The 20,890-nt window shown below is 68.8% G+C and carries 20 protein-coding genes; 12 read left to right on the top strand and 8 right to left on the bottom strand.

What is annotated here, in order from left to right; genetic code table 11:
- Window positions 1–153 precede the first annotated feature (153 nt).
- Window positions 154–1,107, top strand: a complete 954-nt coding sequence (locus tag KUM49_RS35800; protein WP_217241125.1) for a class I SAM-dependent methyltransferase — start codon at window positions 154–156, stop codon at window positions 1,105–1,107.
- Here the strand turns inward: KUM49_RS35800 and KUM49_RS35795 are convergent.
- From KUM49_RS35795 to KUM49_RS35780, 4 genes are read right to left on the bottom strand one after another with little or no spacing between them, the layout of a single operon-like run.
- Entirely contained in the window at window positions 1,099–1,875 is a 777-nt protein-coding gene (locus KUM49_RS35795) for a succinate dehydrogenase/fumarate reductase iron-sulfur subunit (protein ID WP_217241124.1), read from the bottom strand. The two genes, KUM49_RS35800 and KUM49_RS35795, sit on opposite strands and share 9 nt — an antisense overlap.
- On the bottom strand, window positions 1,872–3,830 hold the full coding sequence (locus KUM49_RS35790) for a fumarate reductase/succinate dehydrogenase flavoprotein subunit (RefSeq protein ID WP_217241123.1): 1,959 nt from the start codon (window positions 3,828–3,830) through the stop codon (window positions 1,872–1,874). Before KUM49_RS35790 ends, KUM49_RS35795 begins: the two co-directional genes overlap by 4 nt.
- Window positions 3,830–4,669, bottom strand: a complete 840-nt coding sequence (locus KUM49_RS35785) for a hypothetical protein (RefSeq protein ID WP_217241122.1) — start codon at window positions 4,667–4,669, stop codon at window positions 3,830–3,832. Before KUM49_RS35785 ends, KUM49_RS35790 begins: the two co-directional genes overlap by 1 nt.
- 36 nt (window positions 4,670–4,705) lie before the next feature.
- Window positions 4,706–4,996 carry a hypothetical protein gene (locus KUM49_RS35780; RefSeq protein ID WP_217241121.1) on the bottom strand — a complete coding sequence of 97 codons (291 nt, stop codon included), beginning with the start codon at window positions 4,994–4,996 and terminating at the stop codon, window positions 4,706–4,708.
- Between the two features lie 285 nt (window positions 4,997–5,281).
- Here KUM49_RS35780 and KUM49_RS35775 point away from each other — a divergent pair, with 285 nt between their 5' ends.
- The 7 genes from KUM49_RS35775 (at window position 5,282) to KUM49_RS35745 (ending at window position 16,526) form a co-directional block, all read left to right on the top strand.
- Window positions 5,282–7,480: an ABC transporter family substrate-binding protein gene (locus KUM49_RS35775; protein WP_217241120.1), complete on the top strand. Its 2,199-nt coding sequence runs from the start codon at window positions 5,282–5,284 to the stop codon at window positions 7,478–7,480.
- A gap of 139 nt (window positions 7,481–7,619) precedes the next feature.
- Window positions 7,620–9,527, top strand: a complete 1,908-nt coding sequence (gene typA, locus KUM49_RS35770; protein ID WP_217241119.1) for a translational GTPase TypA — start codon at window positions 7,620–7,622, stop codon at window positions 9,525–9,527.
- A gap of 665 nt (window positions 9,528–10,192) precedes the next feature.
- The gene (locus tag KUM49_RS35765) at window positions 10,193–11,227 is read left to right on the top strand and encodes an ABC transporter permease (RefSeq protein WP_217241118.1); all 1,035 of its coding nucleotides are present in this window, start codon (window positions 10,193–10,195) and stop codon (window positions 11,225–11,227) included.
- 99 nt (window positions 11,228–11,326) lie between these two features.
- Window positions 11,327–13,135, top strand: coding sequence for an ABC transporter substrate-binding protein (locus tag KUM49_RS35760; RefSeq protein WP_217241117.1), 1,809 nt, complete (start codon window positions 11,327–11,329; stop codon window positions 13,133–13,135).
- An 87-nt stretch (window positions 13,136–13,222) separates the two neighbouring features.
- A complete protein-coding gene (locus KUM49_RS35755; protein ID WP_217241116.1) occupies window positions 13,223–14,203 on the top strand; it encodes an ABC transporter permease in 981 nt (326 codons plus the stop codon).
- Between the two features lie 10 nt (window positions 14,204–14,213).
- Window positions 14,214–15,275 carry an ABC transporter ATP-binding protein gene (locus KUM49_RS35750; protein WP_217241115.1) on the top strand — a complete coding sequence of 354 codons (1,062 nt, stop codon included), beginning with the start codon at window positions 14,214–14,216 and terminating at the stop codon, window positions 15,273–15,275.
- 126 nt (window positions 15,276–15,401) lie between these two features.
- On the top strand, window positions 15,402–16,526 hold the full coding sequence (locus tag KUM49_RS35745; protein WP_217241114.1) for an ABC transporter ATP-binding protein: 1,125 nt from the start codon (window positions 15,402–15,404) through the stop codon (window positions 16,524–16,526).
- Between the two features lie 60 nt (window positions 16,527–16,586).
- Here KUM49_RS35745 and KUM49_RS35740 read toward each other — a convergent pair whose 3' ends face one another.
- The 3 genes from KUM49_RS35740 to KUM49_RS35730 form a co-directional block, all read right to left on the bottom strand.
- Entirely contained in the window at window positions 16,587–16,877 is a 291-nt protein-coding gene (locus KUM49_RS35740; protein WP_217241113.1) for a hypothetical protein, read from the bottom strand.
- 4 nt (window positions 16,878–16,881) lie between these two features.
- On the bottom strand, window positions 16,882–17,256 hold the full coding sequence (locus KUM49_RS35735; protein WP_217241112.1) for a DUF6247 family protein: 375 nt from the start codon (window positions 17,254–17,256) through the stop codon (window positions 16,882–16,884).
- A gap of 89 nt (window positions 17,257–17,345) precedes the next feature.
- Entirely contained in the window at window positions 17,346–17,762 is a 417-nt protein-coding gene (locus tag KUM49_RS35730; protein ID WP_217241111.1) for an ATP-binding protein, read from the bottom strand.
- 135 nt (window positions 17,763–17,897) lie between these two features.
- Between KUM49_RS35730 and KUM49_RS35725 the strand changes: the two genes are divergently transcribed.
- Window positions 17,898–18,782, top strand: coding sequence for a helix-turn-helix transcriptional regulator (locus KUM49_RS35725; protein ID WP_217241110.1), 885 nt, complete (start codon window positions 17,898–17,900; stop codon window positions 18,780–18,782).
- Window positions 18,783–18,792: 10 nt separating this feature from the next.
- Window positions 18,793–18,987 carry a DUF397 domain-containing protein gene (locus KUM49_RS35720; RefSeq protein WP_217241109.1) on the top strand — a complete coding sequence of 65 codons (195 nt, stop codon included), beginning with the start codon at window positions 18,793–18,795 and terminating at the stop codon, window positions 18,985–18,987.
- 17 nt (window positions 18,988–19,004) lie between these two features.
- On the opposite strand, the gene KUM49_RS35715 is transcribed toward KUM49_RS35720, so the two are convergent.
- Window positions 19,005–19,559: a methyltransferase domain-containing protein gene (locus KUM49_RS35715; RefSeq protein WP_308406915.1), complete on the bottom strand. Its 555-nt coding sequence runs from the start codon at window positions 19,557–19,559 to the stop codon at window positions 19,005–19,007.
- A 271-nt stretch (window positions 19,560–19,830) separates the two neighbouring features.
- On the opposite strand from KUM49_RS35715, the gene KUM49_RS35710 reads away from it, so the two are divergent.
- The gene (locus tag KUM49_RS35710) at window positions 19,831–20,220 is read left to right on the top strand and encodes a VOC family protein (protein WP_217241108.1); all 390 of its coding nucleotides are present in this window, start codon (window positions 19,831–19,833) and stop codon (window positions 20,218–20,220) included.
- A gap of 108 nt (window positions 20,221–20,328) precedes the next feature.
- On the top strand, window positions 20,329–20,832 hold the full coding sequence (locus KUM49_RS35705) for a DinB family protein (RefSeq protein ID WP_217241107.1): 504 nt from the start codon (window positions 20,329–20,331) through the stop codon (window positions 20,830–20,832).
- The last annotated feature ends 58 nt before the right edge of the window (window positions 20,833–20,890 follow it).

The raw sequence follows: 20,890 nt of genomic DNA, 5'->3' as shown, positions 1-20,890 counted from the left end.
ACCCCCCGACACGCCCCCTCCTCGCCGTACGCGGGTGCCGGACCGCCACGCGGTCCTGCGTAAGCCTCCCGTGGCCGAGACGTCATGTGCGCTTCGCCCGCACGGGTTCTTCCGTTGGTTGTGAGCGGGCTGTGGCCGCCCTACCGTCCACGGATGCGAGCCCTCATCACCAGCAAGACCGCCCGGCGTGCCCTGCGGCCGATCGTCGAACTCCTCGACCAGCGCATCGAGCGCCAGGTCCGCCGGGTCATGACGAACACCGTGGTGAACACGACCCGGAACGCCCCTGGGAGCACCGCTGCCGATGTGACGCAGCAGGAGCTTCAGAAGCTGCGCGGCCGCCAGCGCCCCCTGGAGCTGTTCTTCGACGGCACCGGGCGCGGCGCGTCACGGCTGCCGTCCGCGCCCCACCTCGACCGCACGATCGCGGAGCTGGCGCGGGTGACCGGGGACAAGGACGGTGCCGAGCGCAATGTCGCCCAGGCGTTCCGGCTGCTCATCGCGTTGGAGGCGCTCGGTGTCGGCCGGATCGCCGGCGGGACCATGAACATCGTCGGCAAGCTGTCCGCCGTGCCGCTGCTCGATCCGCCGAACGACGAGATCCTGGAGATCGGCACGCTGTACGGGATGTTCGGCGCGGCCCTGATCCGGATGATGGAGCGTGCCGGGCGTGACCCGCGGCTGACGATCGTCGATCCGCTCGCGGGGACGCAGCTGCAGCCCGGCGCCACCATGGGGGACGACGCCTCGGGCACCCCGGTGCAGGGAGCCGCGGTGCGCACCAATCTGTCGCTGGCGGGCGCGGCCGGTGCCGCGACCCGGATCCAGCAGGGCTTCTCCGAGGACCCCGAGGTGCGCGCTCTGGTCTCCGACCGCTCCTACGGCGTGATCGTCGTCGACGGGGACCACTCCGCCGCCGGTGTGGCGGCCGACCTGGAGTGGGCCGAGCGGATCGTGGCACCCGGCGGCATCGTCGTACTGGACGACTTCGGGCACCCGAAGTGGCCCGGTATCAAGGAGGCCTTCGAGAAGCACATGGCCACCGAGACCCGGTTCACCTACCTCGGCCAGGTCGCGCACTCGGGCTATCTGCGGGCCTCAGCCTGACGAGGGCCGCCGCCGGATCTTGTTGCCGAGCCACACGAGCGGGTCGTACTTGCGGTCGACCGCCCGTTCCTTCAAAGGGATCAGCGCGTTGTCCGTGATCTTGATGCCCTCGGGGCAGACCTCCGTGCAGCACTTGGTGATGTTGCAGTAGCCGAGACCGTGCTCGTCCTGGGCCGACCGCTTCCGGTCGAGGCCGGTCTCCGCCGCCGCGTCCAGCGGATGCATGTCCAGTTCCGCGACCCGCATCAGGAACCGCGGACCGGCGAACGCCGGTTTGTTCTCCTCGTGGTCGCGGACCACATGGCAGGTGTCCTGGCACAGGAAGCACTCGATGCACTTGCGGAACTCCTGCGGCCGGTCCACGTCCTCCTGCATCATCCGGTACTCGCCGGGACCGAGATCGGCGGGCGGTACGAAGGCGGGCACCTCGCGGGCCTTCGTGTAGTTGAATCCGACGTCGGTCACCAGATCCCGTACGACGGGAAAGGCGCGCAGCGGAGTGACGGTGATCGTCTCCTCGGCGGTGAACACCGACATGCGGGTCATGCACAGCAGACGGGGGCGCCCGTTGATCTCGGCCGAGCACGAACCGCACTTGCCGGCCTTGCAGTTCCAGCGGACGGCGAGGTCCGGGGCCTGGGTGGCCTGGAGGCGGTGGATGATGTCGAGGACGACCTCGCCCTCGTTCACCTCGACCTTGAAGTCCTGGAGGTCGCCGCCCTGCACGTCACCCCGCCACACCTTGAAGTGGGCCGTGTAGCCGCTCATTCGTACAGCTCCTCTTCGGCGAGGTACTTGACCAGCTCCTCCTTGTCGAAGAGGGCGAGCAGGTCGGGGCGGATGGGGTCGGTGGACTCACGGCTGAGGTCGATCTGTCCGCGCACCGGGTCGGTGGCCGCCAGCCCGCCGGTGGGATCCGTGAGTTGGCACAGCAGGTTGAGGCGACGCCACTCGCGGTCCATCGCCGGATGGTCCTCGCGGGTGTGACCGCCGCGCGACTCCGTCCGCTCCAGTGCGGCCCGGGCCACACACTCGCTGACCAGGAGCATGTTCCGCAGGTCCAGGGCGAGGTGCCAGCCCGGGTTGAACTGGCGGTGACCCTCCACCCCGGCCCGCCGGGCCCGTAGCCGCAGGTCCGCCAGCTTCTCCAGGGCCTGCTCCATCTCCGCCTCGCGGCGGATGATGCCGACCAGGTCGTTCATGGTCTGCTGGAGTTCCTGGTGGAGGGTGTACGGGTTCTCCGGCGGCCCTCCGGCGGGTTCCGGGCCTTCCGCCGAGAACGGCCGCAAGGCTTCCGCCGCCGCCGTGTCGACCTGGACGTCGTCCACGGGCGGGCGGTCCACGCCGAGCCCGGTCGCGTAGTCGGCCGCGTGCCAGCCCGCGCGCCGGCCGAACACCAGCAGGTCGGACAGGGAGTTGCCGCCCAGGCGGTTGGAGCCGTGCATGCCGCCCGCGACCTCACCGGCGGCGAACAGACCCGGCACCCCGCGCGCGGCCGCGGTGTCCGACTCGACGGCGATGCCGCCCATCACGTAGTGACAGGTGGGCCCGACCTCCATCGGCTCCGCCGTGATGTCGACGTCGGCCAGCTCCTTGAACTGGTGGTACATCGACGGCAGCCGGCGCCGGATCACCTCGGCGGGCATCCGCGTCGACACGTCGAGGAACACGCCGCCGTGCTGGGTGCCGCGGCCCGCCTTGACCTCGGAGTTGATCGCGCGGGCCACCTCGTCGCGGGGGAGCAGCTCGGGCGGGCGCCGGTTGTGGTCCGGGTCCTCGTACCAGCGGTCGCCCTCCTCCTCCGACTGGGCGTACTTCTCCTTGAAGACGTCGGGGACGTAGTCGAACATGAACCGCTTGCCCTCGGAGTTCCTGAGCACCCCGCCGTCACCGCGCACCGACTCGGTGACGAGGATGCCCTTCACCGACGGCGGCCAGACCATGCCCGTCGGGTGGAACTGCACGAACTCCATGTTGAGGAGGGGTGCCCCGGCCAGCAGCGCCAGCGCGTGGCCGTCGCCCGTGTACTCCCACGAGTTCGACGTCACCTTGAAGGACTTGCCGATGCCGCCGGTCGCGATCACCACGGCGGGGGCTTCGAGGACGAAGAAGCGCCCGGTCTCGCGGTCGTAGGCGAAGACCCCGGACACCCGCGAGCCCGCGGCGGAGCCGCTGTCAGGCACAGTCTTGAGGATCCGGGTGACCGTGCACTCCTGGTACACCTTCAGGCGCGACTCGTAGTCGCCGGTCTCCTGGAAGTCCTGCTGCTGCAACGACACGATCTTCTGCTGGAGGGTGCGGATCAGTTCCAGGCCCGTGCGGTCGCCGACGTGCGCCAGGCGCGGGTACTCGTGGCCGCCGAAGTTGCGCTGCGAGATCCGGCCGTCCTTCGTACGGTCGAAGAGGGCGCCCCAGGTCTCCAGCTCCCATACCCGGTCCGGGGCCTCCCGCGCGTGCAGCTCGGCCATCCGCCACTGGTTGAGGAACTTCCCGCCGCGCATGGTGTCGCGGAAGTGGACCTGCCAGTTGTCACCGGAGTTCACGTTGCCCATCGCCGCGGCGATGCCGCCCTCGGCCATCACCGTGTGCGCCTTGCCGAACAGCGACTTGCAGATGACGGCCGTACGGGCACCGCGCTCACGTGCCTCGATGGCGGCACGCAGCCCGGCCCCGCCGGCGCCGACCACGACGACGTCCCATTCCTGCCGGTCGACCACGGACATCAGAAGAACCTCGGATCGTCGAAGGCGCCGGACGCGACCAGGTACACGTAGAAGTCGGCGAGCGCCACGCTCACCAGCGACGCCCAGGCGAGCAGCATGTGCCGGGCGTTGAGCCTGCCGACCCACTGCCACATCCGGTAGCGCAGCGGGTGCTTGGAGAAGTGCTTGAGCTTGCCGCCGACGATGTGCCGGCAGGAGTGGCAGGAGATCGTGTACGCCCAGATCAGCACGATGTTGATCAGGAAGACGAGCGTGCCGAGGCCCATGTGGCCCCACTCGTAGTGCTCGTCGCGGAAGGCGAGCACGGTGTCGTAGGTGAGGATCCCGGCGACGACGATCGCGGCGTAGAAGAAGTACCGGTGGATGTTCTGCAGCACCAGCGGGAAGCGGGTCTCGCCCGTGTACTTCTTGTGCGGCTCGGCCACCGCGCAGGCCGGGGGCGACGCCCAGAAGCCCCGGTAGTAGGCCTTGCGGTAGTAGTAGCAGGTCAGGCGGAAGCCGAGCGGGAAGATCAGGATGATGATCGCGGGGGAGATGCCCCACCAGGCCCCGAAGAGGTCGGCATTGGGGCCGCCCCTCATCGGCTCGCAGTTGTCCGCCAGACAGGGGGAGTAGAAGGGCGAGACGTACGGCGCCGCGTAGTAGTCGGCGTTCGCGAATGCCCGCCACGTCGAGTAGACGATGAAGGCGAGCAGACCGGCCGCCGTGGCGGCCGGGGCCAGCCACCAGCGGTCGGTCCGCAGGTGCGCGGCGTCGATCGCGGCGCGCGTACCGGTGTGTACGCCGCCGCGCGGGGGAGGGGGGTCTGCTGTGGCTGGAGGTTCCGTACCAGTGGCCAATTCATGACTCCGGTCGGGTCGGGACTCCGGGACGGCTCAGGGGGCGCGGCGGTCCCGGGCGCCGAGTCCCTCGTCGTCCGAGTCGATCCACAGTGAGTCGTCGTACGGGGTGTCGGGGATGGTGACGAGATCGGGGCGCCTGGGCGAGGCCGGTGTGGAGGCCGCCTCACGCAGCAGCGCGACGCTCTCGCGCAGGTGTTCGGCGTCGGCGCGGACGCGGCGCATGTCGAGCCCGCCGCTGCCGAGCTGCTGCTCCAGGCGTCCGACCGACCGGGTCAGATCGTCGAGGCAGCGCTGCACCGATGTCAGTTCGTCGTGCACGGACATGACGTGACCTCACTTCCGTGGGCGGGATTGCCCTGGGCGGCAACGTTCATGCGCCTGCGAGTGTTGCGCGTCACACCTACCGGTGGGAAGGGACGTGCACCGATTGGCCGAGGCGTATGGGTGCATTCCGTGGTGCGTTGCGCCGCACGGGTGGCCTTCCCGGCTGTCGTCGCCGTGTCGCCGTCCGTTGCCGAACCCTTTCCTCTTCAGTGGCCGCATACATGTGATCAGCTCCATATACCGCCAAAAGTGATCATAACGCCCGCGGCTCCCGGAGGTAAGCAGATGTCCCACGACGGCGTCAGACTGCGCGCGGTCATGCGCTCGGTCTCCTTCCTCACCGCGGGCGCGCTCGCGGTGCCCCTGCTCGCCGGATGCAGCTCCGAGGACAAGGCGGGCAGGCCACTCGCCGGCCAGGACATCGCCCCCGCCGCCCGCAACAAGCTCGCCGACGGCGGCACCCTGCGCTGGGCCGTGGACGCCGTCCCGGAGACGCTGAACACCTTCCAGGCGGACGCGGACGCGGGGACCCACCGGATCGCCCAGGCCGTGCTGCCGTCGATGTACCGGATGGACCGCAACGGCCGCCCCGAGCGCAACCCCGACTACCTGGAGTCCGCGAAGGTCGTCGAGACCGAGCCGAAACAGGTCGTGCTGTACAAGCTGAACCAGCAGGCCGTGTGGAGCGACGGCCGGGAGATCGGCGCCGCTGACTTCGCCGCCCAGTGGCGGGCCCTGTCCGGCAAGGACACCGCCTACTGGACCGCGCGCAACGCCGGGTACGAGCGCATCGAGAAGATCGAGCGCGGGGCGAACGACCTGGAGGTGCGGGTCACCTTCGGCCGGCCGTACGCCGACTGGCAGTCGCTGTTCTCGCCGCTGTACCCGAAGGACGTCATGGGGGCGCCGGACGCCTTCAACGACGGGGCGCGGCGGAAGCTCAAGGTCACCGCCGGGCCGTTCGCCCTGAAGAAGGTCGACCGCAAGGACGACGAGGTCACCCTGGCCCGCAATCCGCGCTGGTGGGGGCGGTCCGCCAAGCTGTCCGAGATCGTGCTGCGGGCCGTACCGCGCGGCAAGCGGGCCGCCGCACTGGCCGCCGGGACCATCGACCTCGCCGAGATCGACCCCGAGTCCGCCGGGCGCATCACCCTCGCCTCACGCGCCGCCGGCAAGGGCACGAGCGCCCCGCTCCAGGGCCCGGGCGGCACGAAGGAGAACAGCGCCGGCGAGCAGCGGCGCAAGGCGGTCACCGGCTACCGCAGCCGGCAAGCCCTCCAGGGCTTCGAGGTCCGCAAGTCGCTGGAACCCGCCTACACCCAGCTCGCCCTCAACGGCGCCGACGGTCCGCTCGCCGACGAGCGGGTGCGCCGGGCCGTCGCCCGGGCCCTGGACCGGAAGGCGCTGGCGAAGGCCGTCCTCAAGCCGCTCGGGCTGCCCGCCGCGCCGGTCGGCAGCCACCTCGCCCTGTCCGGTCAGGCCGCGTACGCCGACAACAGCGGGGCCCTCGGAGGTCAGGACACCGCGGAGGCGCGGGCGCTGCTCGCGGACGCCGGGTGGGTGCTCGGCGGGCCGGTCAAGGAGAAGAAGGGGGAGGAGGCGGCCGGCGCCGAGCGGGAGAAGGCCGGGACGTCCGAGAAGACCGAGAAGGCCGAGGAGGAATCGGCGGAGGGCGACGACGGGACGTACATCGTCGGGGAGGACGACAAGGCTCCCCACGAGGCCGACCGGGAGAACGAGCACGGGACGAGTGACACGCACAGCCGCACGGAGAACCACTCCCGGACGAGCGGGGAGGGCGGCGAGCGCCTCGCCCAGGACGGCAAGCAGTACGCGAACCAGCTGAAGCAGGGCGGTGCTCCCGGCGCGTACGCGCCCAAGGGCACCGCGGCTCCGGCGGGCACCGCGGCCGGGGTGCTCGCCAAGGACGGCAAGCCGCTCAGCCTCCGCTTCGTGCTCCCCTCGGGGTCCGGCTCGCAGACGCTCCGCACGGTCGCCGACCGGATCAGCCGCATGCTGAAGAAGGTCGGCATCCGCACCGAGATCTCCAAGGTCGCCGACGAGAGCTACTTCAAGGACCACATCGCGTCCGGCCAGTACGACCTCGCCCTGTACTCCTGGCCCGCCTCCGCCTTCCCGGCGACCGACGCCCGCCCCATCTTCGCCAAGCCTGTGCCCGCCGCCGACGGCTCCCTGAACGTCGAGCAGAACTACACCCGCGTCGGCACCGACCAGGTCGACCAGCTCTTCGACCAGGCCGTGGCCACGCTCGACCAGGAGGAGAACCGCGGTCTCATCCGCAAGGCCGACTCCCGCATCTGGGCGGCGGCCGGATCCATCCCCCTGTACCAGCGCCCCCAGCTCACGGCCGTGCGAAAGAGCCTGGCCAACGCCGGTTCCTTCGGCTTCCAGACGCCGGTCTACGAGGACATGGGCTTCCTGAAGAAGGGCATGAAACCGGCCGCGAGCGCTTCGCCGAAGTGAGCCCCGTGGCCCTGTGGAGGCCGTCTCCGTCAGGGCCACGTACCATGGGGTGAGGCCGTGGCGTGTCCAGCCCGGCAGGGTCCCGCGTAACACAGATGTACGCGCAGGCCTTCCTCACACCCCGGGAGATCGCCGCAATATGGCCACGCGCCACGACATCCGCAACGTCGCCATCGTCGCCCACGTCGACCACGGCAAGACGACCCTCGTCGACGCCATGCTCAAGCAGGCGGGTGCCTTCGCCGCGCACGCCGCCGAATCGCTCGACGACCGCATGATGGACTCGAACGACCTGGAGCGTGAGAAGGGCATCACGATCCTGGCCAAGAACACGGCGGTCAAGTACCACCCGAAGGATGGCAGCGATGTAATCACCATCAACATCATCGACACCCCCGGCCACGCCGACTTCGGTGGTGAGGTCGAGCGCGGCCTGTCGATGGTGGACGCGGTCGTGCTGCTGGTCGACGCCTCCGAGGGCCCGCTCCCGCAGACCCGCTTCGTGCTGCGCAAGGCGCTCCAGCAGCGCCTGCCGGTCATCCTGTGCATCAACAAGACCGACCGCGCGGACTCCCGGATCGACGAGGTCGTCAACGAGACCTACGACCTCTTCCTGGACCTGGACGCGGACGAGGAGCAGATCGAGTTCCCCATCGTCTACGCGTGTGCGCGTGACGGTGTGGCGTCGCTCACCAAGCCGGAGGACGGCACCGTCCCGGCCGACAGCGACAGCCTGGAGCCGTTCTTCTCCACGATCCTGTCCCACGTCCCGGCCCCCGAGTACGACGAGGAGGCCCCGCTCCAGGCGCACGTCACCAACCTGGACGCGGACAACTTCCTCGGCCGTATCGCGCTGCTCCGCGTCGAGCAGGGCGAGCTGCGCAAGGGCCAGACCGTCACGTGGATCAAGCGCGACGGCACGATGTCCAACGTGCGCATCACCGAGCTGCTGATGACCGAGGCGCTCACCCGTAAGCCCGCCGAGAAGGCGGGCCCCGGTGACATCTGCGCGGTCGCCGGTATCCCGGACATCATGATCGGCGAGACGCTCGCCGACCCCGAGAACCCGATCGCGCTGCCGCTCATCACGGTCGACGAGCCGGCGATCTCGATGACCATCGGTACGAACACCTCGCCGCTGGTCGGCCGCGGCGGCACCGGCAAGGGCGCCTCCGCGAAGGCCGCGGTCAAGGACCGCAAGGTCACCGCCCGTCAGGTCAAGGACCGCCTGGACCGCGAGCTGGTCGGCAACGTCTCGCTCCGCGTGCTCGACACCGAGCGTCCGGACGCGTGGGAGGTCCAGGGCCGTGGTGAGCTGGCGCTCGCCATCCTGGTCGAGCAGATGCGCCGCGAGGGCTTCGAGCTGACCATCGGCAAGCCCCAGGTGGTCACCCAGGAGATCGACGGCAAGGTCCACGAGCCGGTCGAGCGCATGACGATCGACGTGCCCGAGGAGCACATGGGCGCGGTCACGCAGCTCATGGGCGTCCGCAAGGGCCGCATGGACAACATGTCGAACCACGGCTCGGGCTGGGTCCGCCTGGAGTTCGTCGTACCCTCCCGCGGCCTCATCGGTTTCCGGACCGAGTTCCTGACCGGCACGCGCGGCACGGGCATCGCCCACTCCATCCACGAGGGCCACGAGCCGTGGTTCGGTCCCCTGACGACCCGTAACAACGGTTCGCTGGTCGCCGACCGCGCGGGCGCCGTCACCGCCTTCGCGATGACGAACCTCCAGGAGCGCGGCGTGCTGTTCACCGACCCTGGCACCGAGGTGTACGAGGGCATGATCGTCGGCGAGAACTCCCGCGCCGACGACATGGACGTGAACATCACCAAGGAGAAGAAGCTCACCAACATGCGCTCCGCCGCCGCCGACTCGTTCGAGGCGATCGTCCCGCCGCGCAAGCTCTCCCTGGAGCAGTCCCTGGAGTTCTGCCGCGACGACGAGTGCGTCGAGGTGACCCCGGAGGCCGTTCGCATCCGCAAGGTCGTCCTCGACCAGAAGGAGCGAGGCCGCTCCGCGAGCCGCGCCAAGCACAGCTGACGCTCGGCCGGCACACGGCCCGAAGCCCGGCTGCCCCCATCGTGGGGGCAGCCGGGCTTTTTGCAACCGGTTTTCGCCTGCTCCCCGGAGGCCGCGTGTCCGGATTGCGGAGATCCTCGCCCGGTACCCATGTAACACGTCCGTTTCGCACCCTTCTCGTGCCGAACAGTTTGTCCAAGTTTTGGAAGATGTACGCGTCAGCTGTGACTGAATTGAGATTTAAAGACGGTGGTCGGTAGTTGGCTCATGGCAGATAGTTAGCCGCGTAACGCTCGGGTCAATGGGTCTCGCGCTGTGGGGACAGTGCCGACTCACGAGCACCAGGGGGTGTCTGACCCTCCGTCAGGGGTGTCGGAGGACAGACATGCGCCCCCTCCTGTTGGTGAACACGTGGAGTCATGAGGAGGAGTCCCATGCGCGGTGTCACAAGCACCAGGTGGGTCACAACGTCATCCGTAGCCGTCAAGTGCCCGGCACTGTACGGCGATTGCCACTGAGCGCAGGCGGCCGGCGGATCGGCACGCCCTGGCGCCTACGCGCGTCCGGCTGCGCGTTTCCCGCCTGCTTCGCGGTGTCCTGACGCTTCTTCATGATCCGGTCCGCGACCGCGCACACCCGCGCCGGTCGCCGGCTCGGCACACCCACACCTGTGAAATGGGCGAACTGTGACAAGTCCTATCGACATCGAGGGCGGCGGGACGTCGGTCGTCGTCGACGGCGAACCCGAGCCGAAGAAGAAACCCGAGGAACAGCAGCTGGTCGGCCGCTCACCCGGCCAGCTGATGTGGATCCGCTTCAAGCGCGACCGCGCCGGCGTGCTCTCGGCCTGCGTCGTGCTCTTCTTCTTCGCGATCGGCCTCGCGGCTCCGCTGATCTCCAAGCTGTACGGCAAGAACCCGTACACGGTGTACGCGGACGAACGCCCCGAACTCTTCGACAGCGCGGGTGTGCCCCTGCAGCCCAACGGCGGCATCAGCGGCGAGTTCTGGTTCGGCCTGGAACCGGGCAACGGCTACGACGTCTTCACCAAGCTGCTCTACGGCATCCGCAACTCCCTGATGATCTCCCTGGCGGTCACGGTCGCCACGGTCGTCACCGGCATCCTCCTCGGCGTCGCCGCGGGCTACCTCGGCGGCCGGCCCGACTTCTGGATCAGCCGGCTGATCGACTTCCTGCTCGCCTTCCCGTCGCAGCTCTTCTTCATCGCGAGCATGCCGGTCGTGGTCTCGCTCTTCGTGAGCCCCAGGGACGAGACGCCGGTGTACGTCAGGGTGGTCGCGCTCATCACGGTGATGTGGTTCCTGGGCTGGATGAGCCTGGCCCGTATCCTGCGCGGCACCACCCTGGCCCTGCGAGAACGGGAGTTCATCGAGGCGGCCAAGGTGAGCGGGGCGCCGCCCGGCCGCATCATCCGCAAAGAGGTCCTGCCCAACGTGGTCACGCCGATCCTGGTGCAGTCGACCTACATGCTCCCCAACTTCGTGACCGCCGAGGCCGGTCTGTCCTTCCTCGGCGTGGGAATCGTCGAACCGACGCCGGACTGGGGGCAGATGTTCTCCAAGGCGTCCACCGAACTCGTGATGCAGAACGACATCACCTACATGTTCTTCCCGGGCATCTCGATGATCATCTTCATCGTGGCGTTCAACCTGCTCGGGGACTCGGTCAGGGACGCCTTCGACCCCAAGTCGGAGCGCTGACCGAGAGATCGTGGGCATCCCGCCCGACGCGTACCGGATGGCACTTGTACCGGTCGGCATTTCATTGGCACTGGTGACACAAGATGGGTGGAATCTGTGATGGGTAAGGGTGGACGCCCCGCGTACGCCGCACTGTCACTGCTCGCGGCGGGGGCTCTCGTGCTCACCGGCTGCAGCGAAGGTGGCAGCAAGGACAGCACCAACGACAAGGAGAACGAGGAGAACGCCGCACGGCAGCAGGCCGGCATAGACTTCGGCGACGCCAAGGCCTCGACCGGTCCGGCGGCCGAGATCGCCGGCGCCAAGCCGGGCGGCACGATCACGGTTCTCCAGCGCGACAGCTTCGCGCACCTCGACCCGGGACAGATCTACGTCTCGGACGAGATGGCGCTCTCGCAGCTGATCCACCGTGGTCTGACGAGCTACAAGGCCACCAGCGACGACGGGCAGAAGCACGAGGTCGTCGGAGACCTGGCCACCGACAGCGGCAAGACCACAGACGGCGGCAAGACCTGGACGTACAAGCTGAAGGACGGCATCAAGTGGGCCGACGGCTCCGCGATCACCGCCGCTGACGTCCGGCACACCTTCGAGCGGCTGTTCGCGCCGTTCATCTCCAACGGCCCGACGTACATCCAGCAGTGGATGGCCAACACCCCGGGCGCGGAGTATCGCAAGCTCCTCCCGGACGGCCCGTACAAGGGCAAGCACCTGCCGGACACCGTCCTGTCGACGCCTGACGACAAGACCATCGTCTTCCACTTCGAGCAGGCCAAGCCCGACCTGCCGTACGCGCTGGCCATGGCGGGCTACTCCATGGTGTCGGAGAAGAAGGACACCAAGGAGAAGTACGACAAGGCCCCGATGGCCGCGGGCCCGTACAAGATCCAAGAGTTCAAGTCCGGCAAGTCGATGAAGCTGGTGAAGAACACCAACTGGGACCCGGGCACCGACGCCGTCCGCCACCAGTACGTCGACCAGTTCAACTTCGAGTTCAACAAGCAGTACGAGGACTCGACCAAGGCCATCCTGGACGACAGCGGCGCGAACGCCACCGCGATCAGCTTCAGCAACCAGGTCGACGCGGGCAACCTGTCGAAGGTCCTGCGCGACTCGGCGCTGAAGCCCCGTACGGTCTCCGGCTACCAGCCGTACGTCGGGCAGATGAACATCAACCTGTCGCAGCCCGAGATGCAGGAGAAGGCGGTCCGCGAGGCCATCGCCTACGCCCTGCCGATCACCCCGTTCGTGCGGGCCTACGGCGGCACCGACGCGATGGAGACCGCCGGCGGTCTGATCAGCCCGACCGTCTCCGGTTACGACGCGACCTTCGACCCGTTCGGCAAGAAGAAGAAGCCCGCCGGTGACCCGGCCAAGGCCAAGGAACTGCTGGAGAAGGCCGGCAAGACGGGCCTGAAGCTGACCTTCGGCTACATCAACACCCCCGAGGGCCAGCAGTACTCCACCGCCATGGCGGCGGGCCTGGAGAAGGCCGGCTTCGACGTCCAGCGCCAGGAGATCCCGGCCGAGACCTACTACGACCAGGTCAGCAAGGTCAAGAACAACTACGACATCTACCACACCGCGTGGGGTGCCGACTGGCCGAGCGCGTCGACCGTGATCCCGCCGCTGTACGACGGCCGCCAGATCCAGGACGGTGCCTCCAACTACTCGCACATCAACGACGAGAAGGTCAACGCGGACATCGACCGGGTCTCCGCCATCACCGACCCCGTCAAGGCCGCGGAGGAGTGGAACAAGATCAACGAGTACATCGTGAAGGATGTCGTCTCCAACATCCCGACGGCGTACTACAAGCAGACCCAGATCGCCGGGTCCAAGATCGGCGGCCTCGTGTACGACGACGTCATCGGCGGCGTCGACCCGCGCAGGCTGTTCGTGAAGTAACGCCCGTCCAAGCGGCGTCAGGTGCGCCCCGTCCCGTGACGGGGCGCACCCCGCCGCAGGCTTCCGACGCCCGAAAGCTGCCCTGAGATGCTGCGCTTCCTCTTCCGCCGGATCCTCGGCTCACTCGTGATCCTGGTCCTGCTGACCGTGGTCGCCTTCCTGCTCTTCTTCGGCATGCCCCGTGACCCGGCGCTGCTGATGTGCGGCAAGACGTGCACTCCCGACGCCCTGGCGAACATCCACCAGACCCTCGGGCTCGACAAGTCGATTCCGGAGCAGTTCTGGATCTTCCTGCAGGGGCTCGTCATGGGCCGCGACACCTTCCCGCAGGGGCCGTGCCCCGCCCCTTGCTTCGGCTACTCGTACCACACCAACGAGGCCGTCTGGTCGACCCTGATCGACAGGCTGCCGCTGACGCTGTCGCTTGCCTTCGGCGCCACCATCCTGTTCCTGCTCGTCGGGCTCGGCACCGGCCTGCTGGCCGCGTGGAAGCGCGGCACCCTCATCGACAAGTCGTTCACCGCGGGCTCCATGGTGATCAGCTCGATGCAGATCTACTTCCTGGGCCCCCTGGCGCTGGCGCTCCTGGTGTACCAGGCGCACCTCTTCGACGAGCCCAAGTACACCAGCATCACCGACAATCCGGCCGCCTGGTTCACCGGCCTGCTGATCCCCTGGGCCGTCCTGTCGACGATCTTCGCCGCGCAGTACACCCGTATGGCGCGCTCCGCGATGATCGAGCAGCTTCAGGAGGAACACGTCCGCACGGCCCGGGCCAAGGGCATGAGCGGTCGCTACGTCTTCTTCCGGTACGCCTGGCGCGGCTCCCTCATCCCCATCATCACCATCCTCGGCATCGACCTCAGCTCGCTGCTCGGCGGCGCGATCATCACCGAGTACACCTTCGGACTGCCCGGGCTCGGGCGGCTCGCGGTGGACTCGGTGCAGTTCAGCGATCTGCCGCTGCTGCTCGGCGTGATGCTGTTCTCCGCGGCCGTGATCCTGCTGTGCAACATCGTCGTCGACGCCTGCTACGCCCTCATCGACCCGCGCGTGCGGCTGTCCTAGGAGCACTGTCGTGACCACTCTGACCAAGGAAGCCGCATCCCCGAACCCGGCGGACGCGGACGCCTTCCTGTCGGTGCGGGACCTGCACGTGAGGTTCAGGACCGAGGACGGCATCGTCAAGGCCGTGGACGGGCTCTCCTTCGACCTGCAACGCGGCAGGACCCTGGGCATCGTCGGAGAGTCGGGTTCCGGCAAGTCCGTCACGAACCTGACCATCCTCGGGCTGCACAACCCGAAGTTCACCACCGTCGAGGGCGAGATCCTGCTGGAGGGGCAGGAGCTGACCACCGCCCGGGAGTCCGAGCTGGAGAAGCTGCGCGGCAACAAGGTCGCCATGATCTTCCAGGACCCCCTGACGGCACTGTCGCCGTACTACACGGTGGGCCGGCAGATCGCCGAGCCCTTCATGAAGCACACCGGCGCCTCCAAGAAGGCGGCCTGGGAACGCACGGTGGAGATGCTCGGCAAGGTCGGCATCCCCCACCCGAAGGAGCGGGCGAAGGACTATCCGCACCAGTTCTCCGGCGGTATGCGCCAGCGCGCGATGATCGCGATGGCGCTGGTGTGCGACCCCGACCTGCTGATCGCCGACGAGCCGACCACCGCCCTGGACGTCACCGTCCAGGCGCAGATCCTGGACCTGTTGAAGGACCTCCAGAGCGAGTTCGGCACGGCGATCGTCTTCATCACGCACGACCTCGGGGTCATCGCCGACATGGCCGACGACATCATGGTGATGTACGCGGGCGGCGCGGTGGAACGCGGCACGGTGAACGAGGTGCTGCGCTCGCCCCAGCATCCGTACACCTGGGGCCTGTTGAACTCGATGCCCCGCCTTAACTCCGACCTCGACGCCCCCCTCGCGCCGATCCCCGGCGCACCGCCGTCGCTGCTCACGCCTCCGTCCGGCTGCCGCTTCCATCCCCGCTGCACCTTCCAGGACCGGGTCGGCGGCACGCGCTGCGTGGACGAACGCCCGCTGCTGGGCCCGGACCGCGACTCGGCCTGCCACCTCACGGCGGAACAGAAGCGGACCATCTTCATCGAGGAGATCAGGCCCCGGCTGGGGTAGGACGACATCGTCGTGACGGGCATGGTCGTGATGGACACGGCAGTGATGGACACGGCAGTGGCGGAACACGGCAGTGGCGGACATGGTCGCGGCAGACATGGTCGTGACGGAGATGAAAGAGGAGTCATGAAAGAGGATCTCGTCCTCCCCGCCCCGCGCGAGGCCGTCACCGGCGGCGCCGGGGAGCCGCTGCTCGTGGTGGAGGGGCTCACCAAGCACTTCCCGGTCCAGGGCGGCTTCCCGATCCGGCGGACCGTCGGCGCCGTGCAGGCCGTCGACGGCATCGACCTGACCGTGAACGTCGGCGAGAGCTTCGGCCTGGTCGGCGAGTCGGGCTGCGGCAAGTCGACCACCGGACGCCTGATCACCCGGCTGTTGGAGCCGACCGGCGGCACGATCTCGTACCGCGGCCAGGACATCAGCCATGCCGGCCGCAAACAGCTCGCGCCGATCAGGTCCGAGATCCAGATGATCTTCCAGGACCCGTACTCCTCGCTGAACCCGCGGCAGACGGTCGGCAAGATCATCTCCGGTCCGATGGAGATCAACGGGATCGAGCCGGACGGCGGGCGCGAGAAGCGCGTCCGTGAGCTGCTGGAGATCGTCGGTCTCAACCCCGAGCACTACAACCGCTTCCCGCACGAGTTCTCCGGCGGGCAGCGCCAACGCATCGGTGTGGCAAGGGCGTTGGCCCTGGAGCCGAAGCTGATCGTGGCCGACGAGCCGGTGTCCGCGCTGGACGTGTCGATCCAGGCGCAGGTGGTCAACCTGCTCAAGAAGGTCCAGCAGGACCTGGGCATCGCGTTCCTGTTCATCGCCCACGACCTGGCGGTGGTACGGCACTTCTCGCACCGCGTGGCGGTGATGTACCTCGGCAAGATCATCGAGGTCGGCGACCGCACCTCCATCTACACCCGCCCCCGCCACCCCTACACCCACGCCCTGCTGTCCGCCGTACCCGAGGTGGACCTCACGGACGCCGGGGCGGGCCGGCGCGAGCGCATCCGCCTGGCCGGCGACGTCCCCTCGCCCATCGCGCCGCCCTCCGGCTGCCGGTTCCGTACCCGGTGCTGGAAGGCGCAGGACAAGTGCGCGGCGGAGGAACCGCCGCTGATCCGGCTCTCCGGCAACCATGACGGCCATCTGACGGCCTGCCACTTCCCGGAGGAGCCGACGATCGAGGGCCGCGAGGAGGACATCGTCCTGGACCCGGCGCTGGCGGCGCTGGAGGAGGACGCGGAGCGGCAGTAGGCGGCGGTCGCCTGTGCCGCGCTGTTGGTCTAGGGGGTGGCGGCCCCCGGCCCATTGCGCTCAGAGGTGGTCGAACGGCGGAATGATCCGCGTGATCGCGATGAGGCGCAGCCGGGGCACCGGCAGCGCGTAGAACCAGCCGTCGGACAGCAGTGGGATGCGGCGTACGCCCCCGGGCACGCCGCGCCGGCGTCCCTCGCCGATGTCCGTCACATCGACCCCGACCTCGGCGAGGGCAACAAGTTCTCCCGCCAGGCGCTCGACCTCGTCGACGATGTGTTGGGGGAAGCCGGCCGCGACGTGTTCGGCGTCCGGGTCGTACTCCCAGCGCCAGGCCTCTTCGTCTCCCATGCCGTCACACGCCCTGGGCCCGCTCGACCCCGGCCTCCGCGCACGCCATGTCGAGTATGCGGCCGATCTCGGCTGTGATGATCCGGGCTTCCTCAAGGCTCTCGGTGATAGCGGCGCGTGCCTCCAGGGAGCGCAACCTGGCAGCCCGCTCCGGATGCCGCTCCAGTGCTGCGTACACCGCCCATTGCCCCACGAAGCGACGCATGGGAGCGGCGCTGACCTGCTCACGTGCCTGCTGGAGCGCCGTGGACCGTTCGGCGTCGAACGTAGGCAGGGCGTCGGGCGCAAGCTGTGCCAGGGCAGCCCGCAGGTCCTCCGGGGTGCTGGCCGGCTGGGGGGCGACAGCGTCGCCGGAGCCGGACTGTGCGGCGGTGCTCATGCGCGGTCTCCTTGGGGCGGTACGGCGATCTACCCACTCTTCGCCAGCGTACCTGCGAGGGCGCGGTGCGGGCTGGGCCTGTGGACGACTCACGGCTCGTCCCCGCTCACCTTGGGTACGACGCTGAACCACACGGCCTTGCCGTGCGGGTAGCTGCGCACGCCCCACTGGTCGGCGCACGCCTCGACGATGCCGAGTCCACGGCCGCGCTCGTCGCGGTCGGAGGGGCTGCGGAGGGTCGGCGTTCCGGGGTCGTGGTCCCACACCGTGACGCGGAAGTCGTCAGGCGTGCGGTCCATGCTGACGTAGGTCTCCATGGCGGAGTGGCGGTAGGCGTTGGTGACGACCTCGGAGACGAGTAGTTCCACGGTGTCCGCGATGCAGTTGAGTTTGGCGGCGGCGAGGATGCTGCGGATCGTCGCCCGGACCACGCGGACGGCGCGGGGGTCGTGGGGGATGGACAGGCCGTACGTCCAGAGGGGTTGGGGGGTTTCGGGCGTGCGCATGTGGGAGCCTCCAGTTAAGTGCCTGCTGTGACTGACGCAACACGTAAGGTAGCGATAAAAGTCGTAATTCTACAACCTCCTTGTGGAAGCTGGCGATTGGGGAATACTGCTCCGGTGTAGAGCGAGGAGGGGCGAGTGGGACTGAGGGCCAATCCGACCTACCGGCAACGGCGGTTCGGTGCCGAGGTGCGGGCGATTCGTGAGCGTGCTGAGCTGACGGCGGGTGGGGCGGCTGTGGCTATGCGGATGCGGGCGCCCCACATCAGCAATGTGGAGTCGGGGCGAACGTCCCTGTCTCCGGAACGGCTGCGCCTGTTGGCTGAGGCTGCAGGATGTAAAGATGCAACCTACCTTGATGCGCTGATGGAGCTGGGCCAGGCATCAGGCAAGGGCTGGTGGACGGCGTACCGGGACCGTGTACGTTCCTCGCTGCTCGATCTGGCGGAACTGGAGGACGCGGCGGTCGAAGTCATCAACTACGAGCCGATGTTCGTGCCGGGGCTGCTGCAGACCCGGGCGTACGCCGACGCCATTCACCAGCGCGGATACGCGCGTGCCACACGCCAGGAGCATGAACTCGCCGTCGAGTTCCGCATGCGACGTCAGCGTGTCCTCACGGGCGAACGACCGCCGCGTCTTCACGCGATCGTGCACGAGGCCGCTCTGTATCCGTCCCTGGGCGATCCGGGCATCATGCGAGAGCAGCTCCAGCGGTTGATCGAGCTGTCCCGTCTGCCTCATGTGACGGTCCAGGTACTGCCGTTCGACGGTCCGGTGCCGTTCGGTACGTCGTTCACCCTCGTCGTCCCCTCCGTGCGACGGCTCGGCACGGTGATCGTGTCGCACATCGAGAAGTCGCTGTATCTGGGGGAGGCCGAGGCCCTTGCCAGATACGAAGAACTGTTCGCTAGCCTTCGGACGGTGGCGCTTCCTCCCGTGGACGCGGAGGTCCCTCCCGAGGGGCACGCCGCCAAGGACTCGCTGGGACTGATCCAGCGGCTCCTGTATCCGCTGCTCTAGGAAGGCCCGCATGGCTCAGCTCAGGTGGCAGAAGTCCAGCTTCAGCGAAGGGGGAGCCGACACCTGCGTCGAAGTCGCGCTCGACCTCACCGGACACCTTCACCTCCGCGAGAACGACACCCCCGCCACCGTCATCACCGCCGAGCCGTCCGCTCTTGCCGCGCTGATCACCAGGGTCAAGGGCGATATACGTACGGGCGGCTGAACCGGGCTTCGTGAGCCTCAGGCAGGCCGCGCCACGACGATGATCTCGGGGCTCGCGGGCGTGCACGGTCCCCGCCCCCAGTCGCCGTACTGCTCGACGATCCTGAGGCCCTCCTCGCTGAGGAAGCGGGACAGGTCGCCGGTGTCGAGGAACCGCAAGGTTGTCCTGCTGATCGCGGTCCGCCGCCACGGTCCGCCCTCGAAGGTCTCGGTGAACGTCACCCGGTCCCCGAGGACGGGCTGATCGACCTCGTGCCACACGAGCACGGGAGCGCCGTCCGGTCCGGTGATCTCGTACACGCGTTCCGGAGTCCATCGCTCCCATGGGCGGGCGGCCGGGTTCCGCGTCTCGAACACGAACCGTCCCCCGTCCGCGAGCGCGGCCCGTACGGCCCGCAGGGCGAGCCGCACCTCTTCATCGCTGACGAGTACCTGGAACGCGTGCTCGGTCATCACGACGAGTTCGAACTCGCCGCGCCACTCGCGCGTCAGCAGATCCCCGAGCAGCCACTCCACCCGCGGCGCGTTCCGCCGCGCGAGCACGAGCATCGCGGCCGCCGGATCGAGCCCCACCAGCCGCCCCCGGTGCCCTGTCTCCCGGGCCCGCCTGAGGAGCCGTCCGGGTACCGCAGCCGACATCCAGCACGGACCCGGCGGCCATCACGAACCCGAGGCAGAAGTCGTCCCCCGCCTGCCACGGATTGAGCGTCTCGTACAGCGCGGCGAGCCCGGGATCCCGGAACGACCGATCGACCACCGCGGCAGTCTGCCACAGCGGGGTGCGGCGGATGACAGGATCGGGGGTTTGTACGGCCCAGTTCGTACGGCCTTGAAGGGGTGGAAGTTGCTGCATCACGTCGAGCTGTGGGTGCCGGACCTGGAGCGCGCGGTCGGCTCCTGGGGATGGCTGCTGGAGCGACTGGGCTACGAGGAGTACCAGCGCTGGGCGGCCGGGCGCAGCTGGCGGATGGCGGACACGTACCTCGTCCTCGAACAGTCACCGGCACTGCGTCCCGGCGAGCCGTACGACCGCATGCGCCCCGGCCTCAACCATCTCGCCTTCCACGTGCCGAGCCGCGAGGCCCTCGACGCGCTGGTCGAGGCGGCGCCGGAACACGGCTGGACCCTGCTGTTCCCGGACCGGCATCCGTACGCGGGCGGGGCCGAGCACTGCGCCGGGTATCTGGAGGACCGGGACGGGTTCGAGGTGGAGCTGGTGGCGCGGAAGGCCTGAGCCGGGCCCGACGGGCGGCCCGCGCCCGCCCGCAACGACGAGGGGGCCCACGAGGGGATCCGCTTAATAGTTCGACACGTGGACACCGGTCCGGGACCATCCTCCCTGATGACAAGAACCGATACTCCCCCCGCGTGGGACGAGCGCAGCCAGCTGACCACCTTCCTCGACTACGCCCGCGACACCGCCCGCGCCAAGTGCGAGGACGTGTCGCCGGAGAACGCCCGCAAGGCCCCGCTGCCGGGCTCGCCGCTGATGACCCTGAGCGGGCTGGTCAACCACCTCCGCTGGGTCGAGTACTTCTGGTTCCAGGTGGTCTTCCTCGGCGAGGAGGACGAGGGTCCCTGGACGGACGAGGACCCCGACCGTGAGATGCGCATCGCCGTCGACCTCCCCCTCGCCGACGTTCTCGGCGCATACGCGGAACAGGCCGCCCGCTACCGCGAGTTGGTCGCCGCCCACGACCTGGACACCAAGGCCAAGCGCTCGAACAGCGGCGGCCGGCAGGTCGACCTCCGCTGGATCCTCCTCCACCTGATCGAGGAGACGGCCCGGCACAACGGGCACCTGGACATCGTGCGGGAACTGGTCGACGGGACGACGGGAGTGTGAGGTTCGGGGGCGCCCGTACGGTGGTGGTCTTCGCCGTCGGTCCGGAGGCCTCCGCCCC

Origin of the sequence: Streptomyces sp. AC555_RSS877 (assembly GCF_019049245.1) — a bacterium.
Taxonomy (GTDB): Bacteria; Actinomycetota; Actinomycetes; order Streptomycetales; family Streptomycetaceae; genus Streptomyces.
Note: the sequence above shows the minus strand (reverse complement) of the source record. Positions and strands in the feature narration are given on the sequence as shown.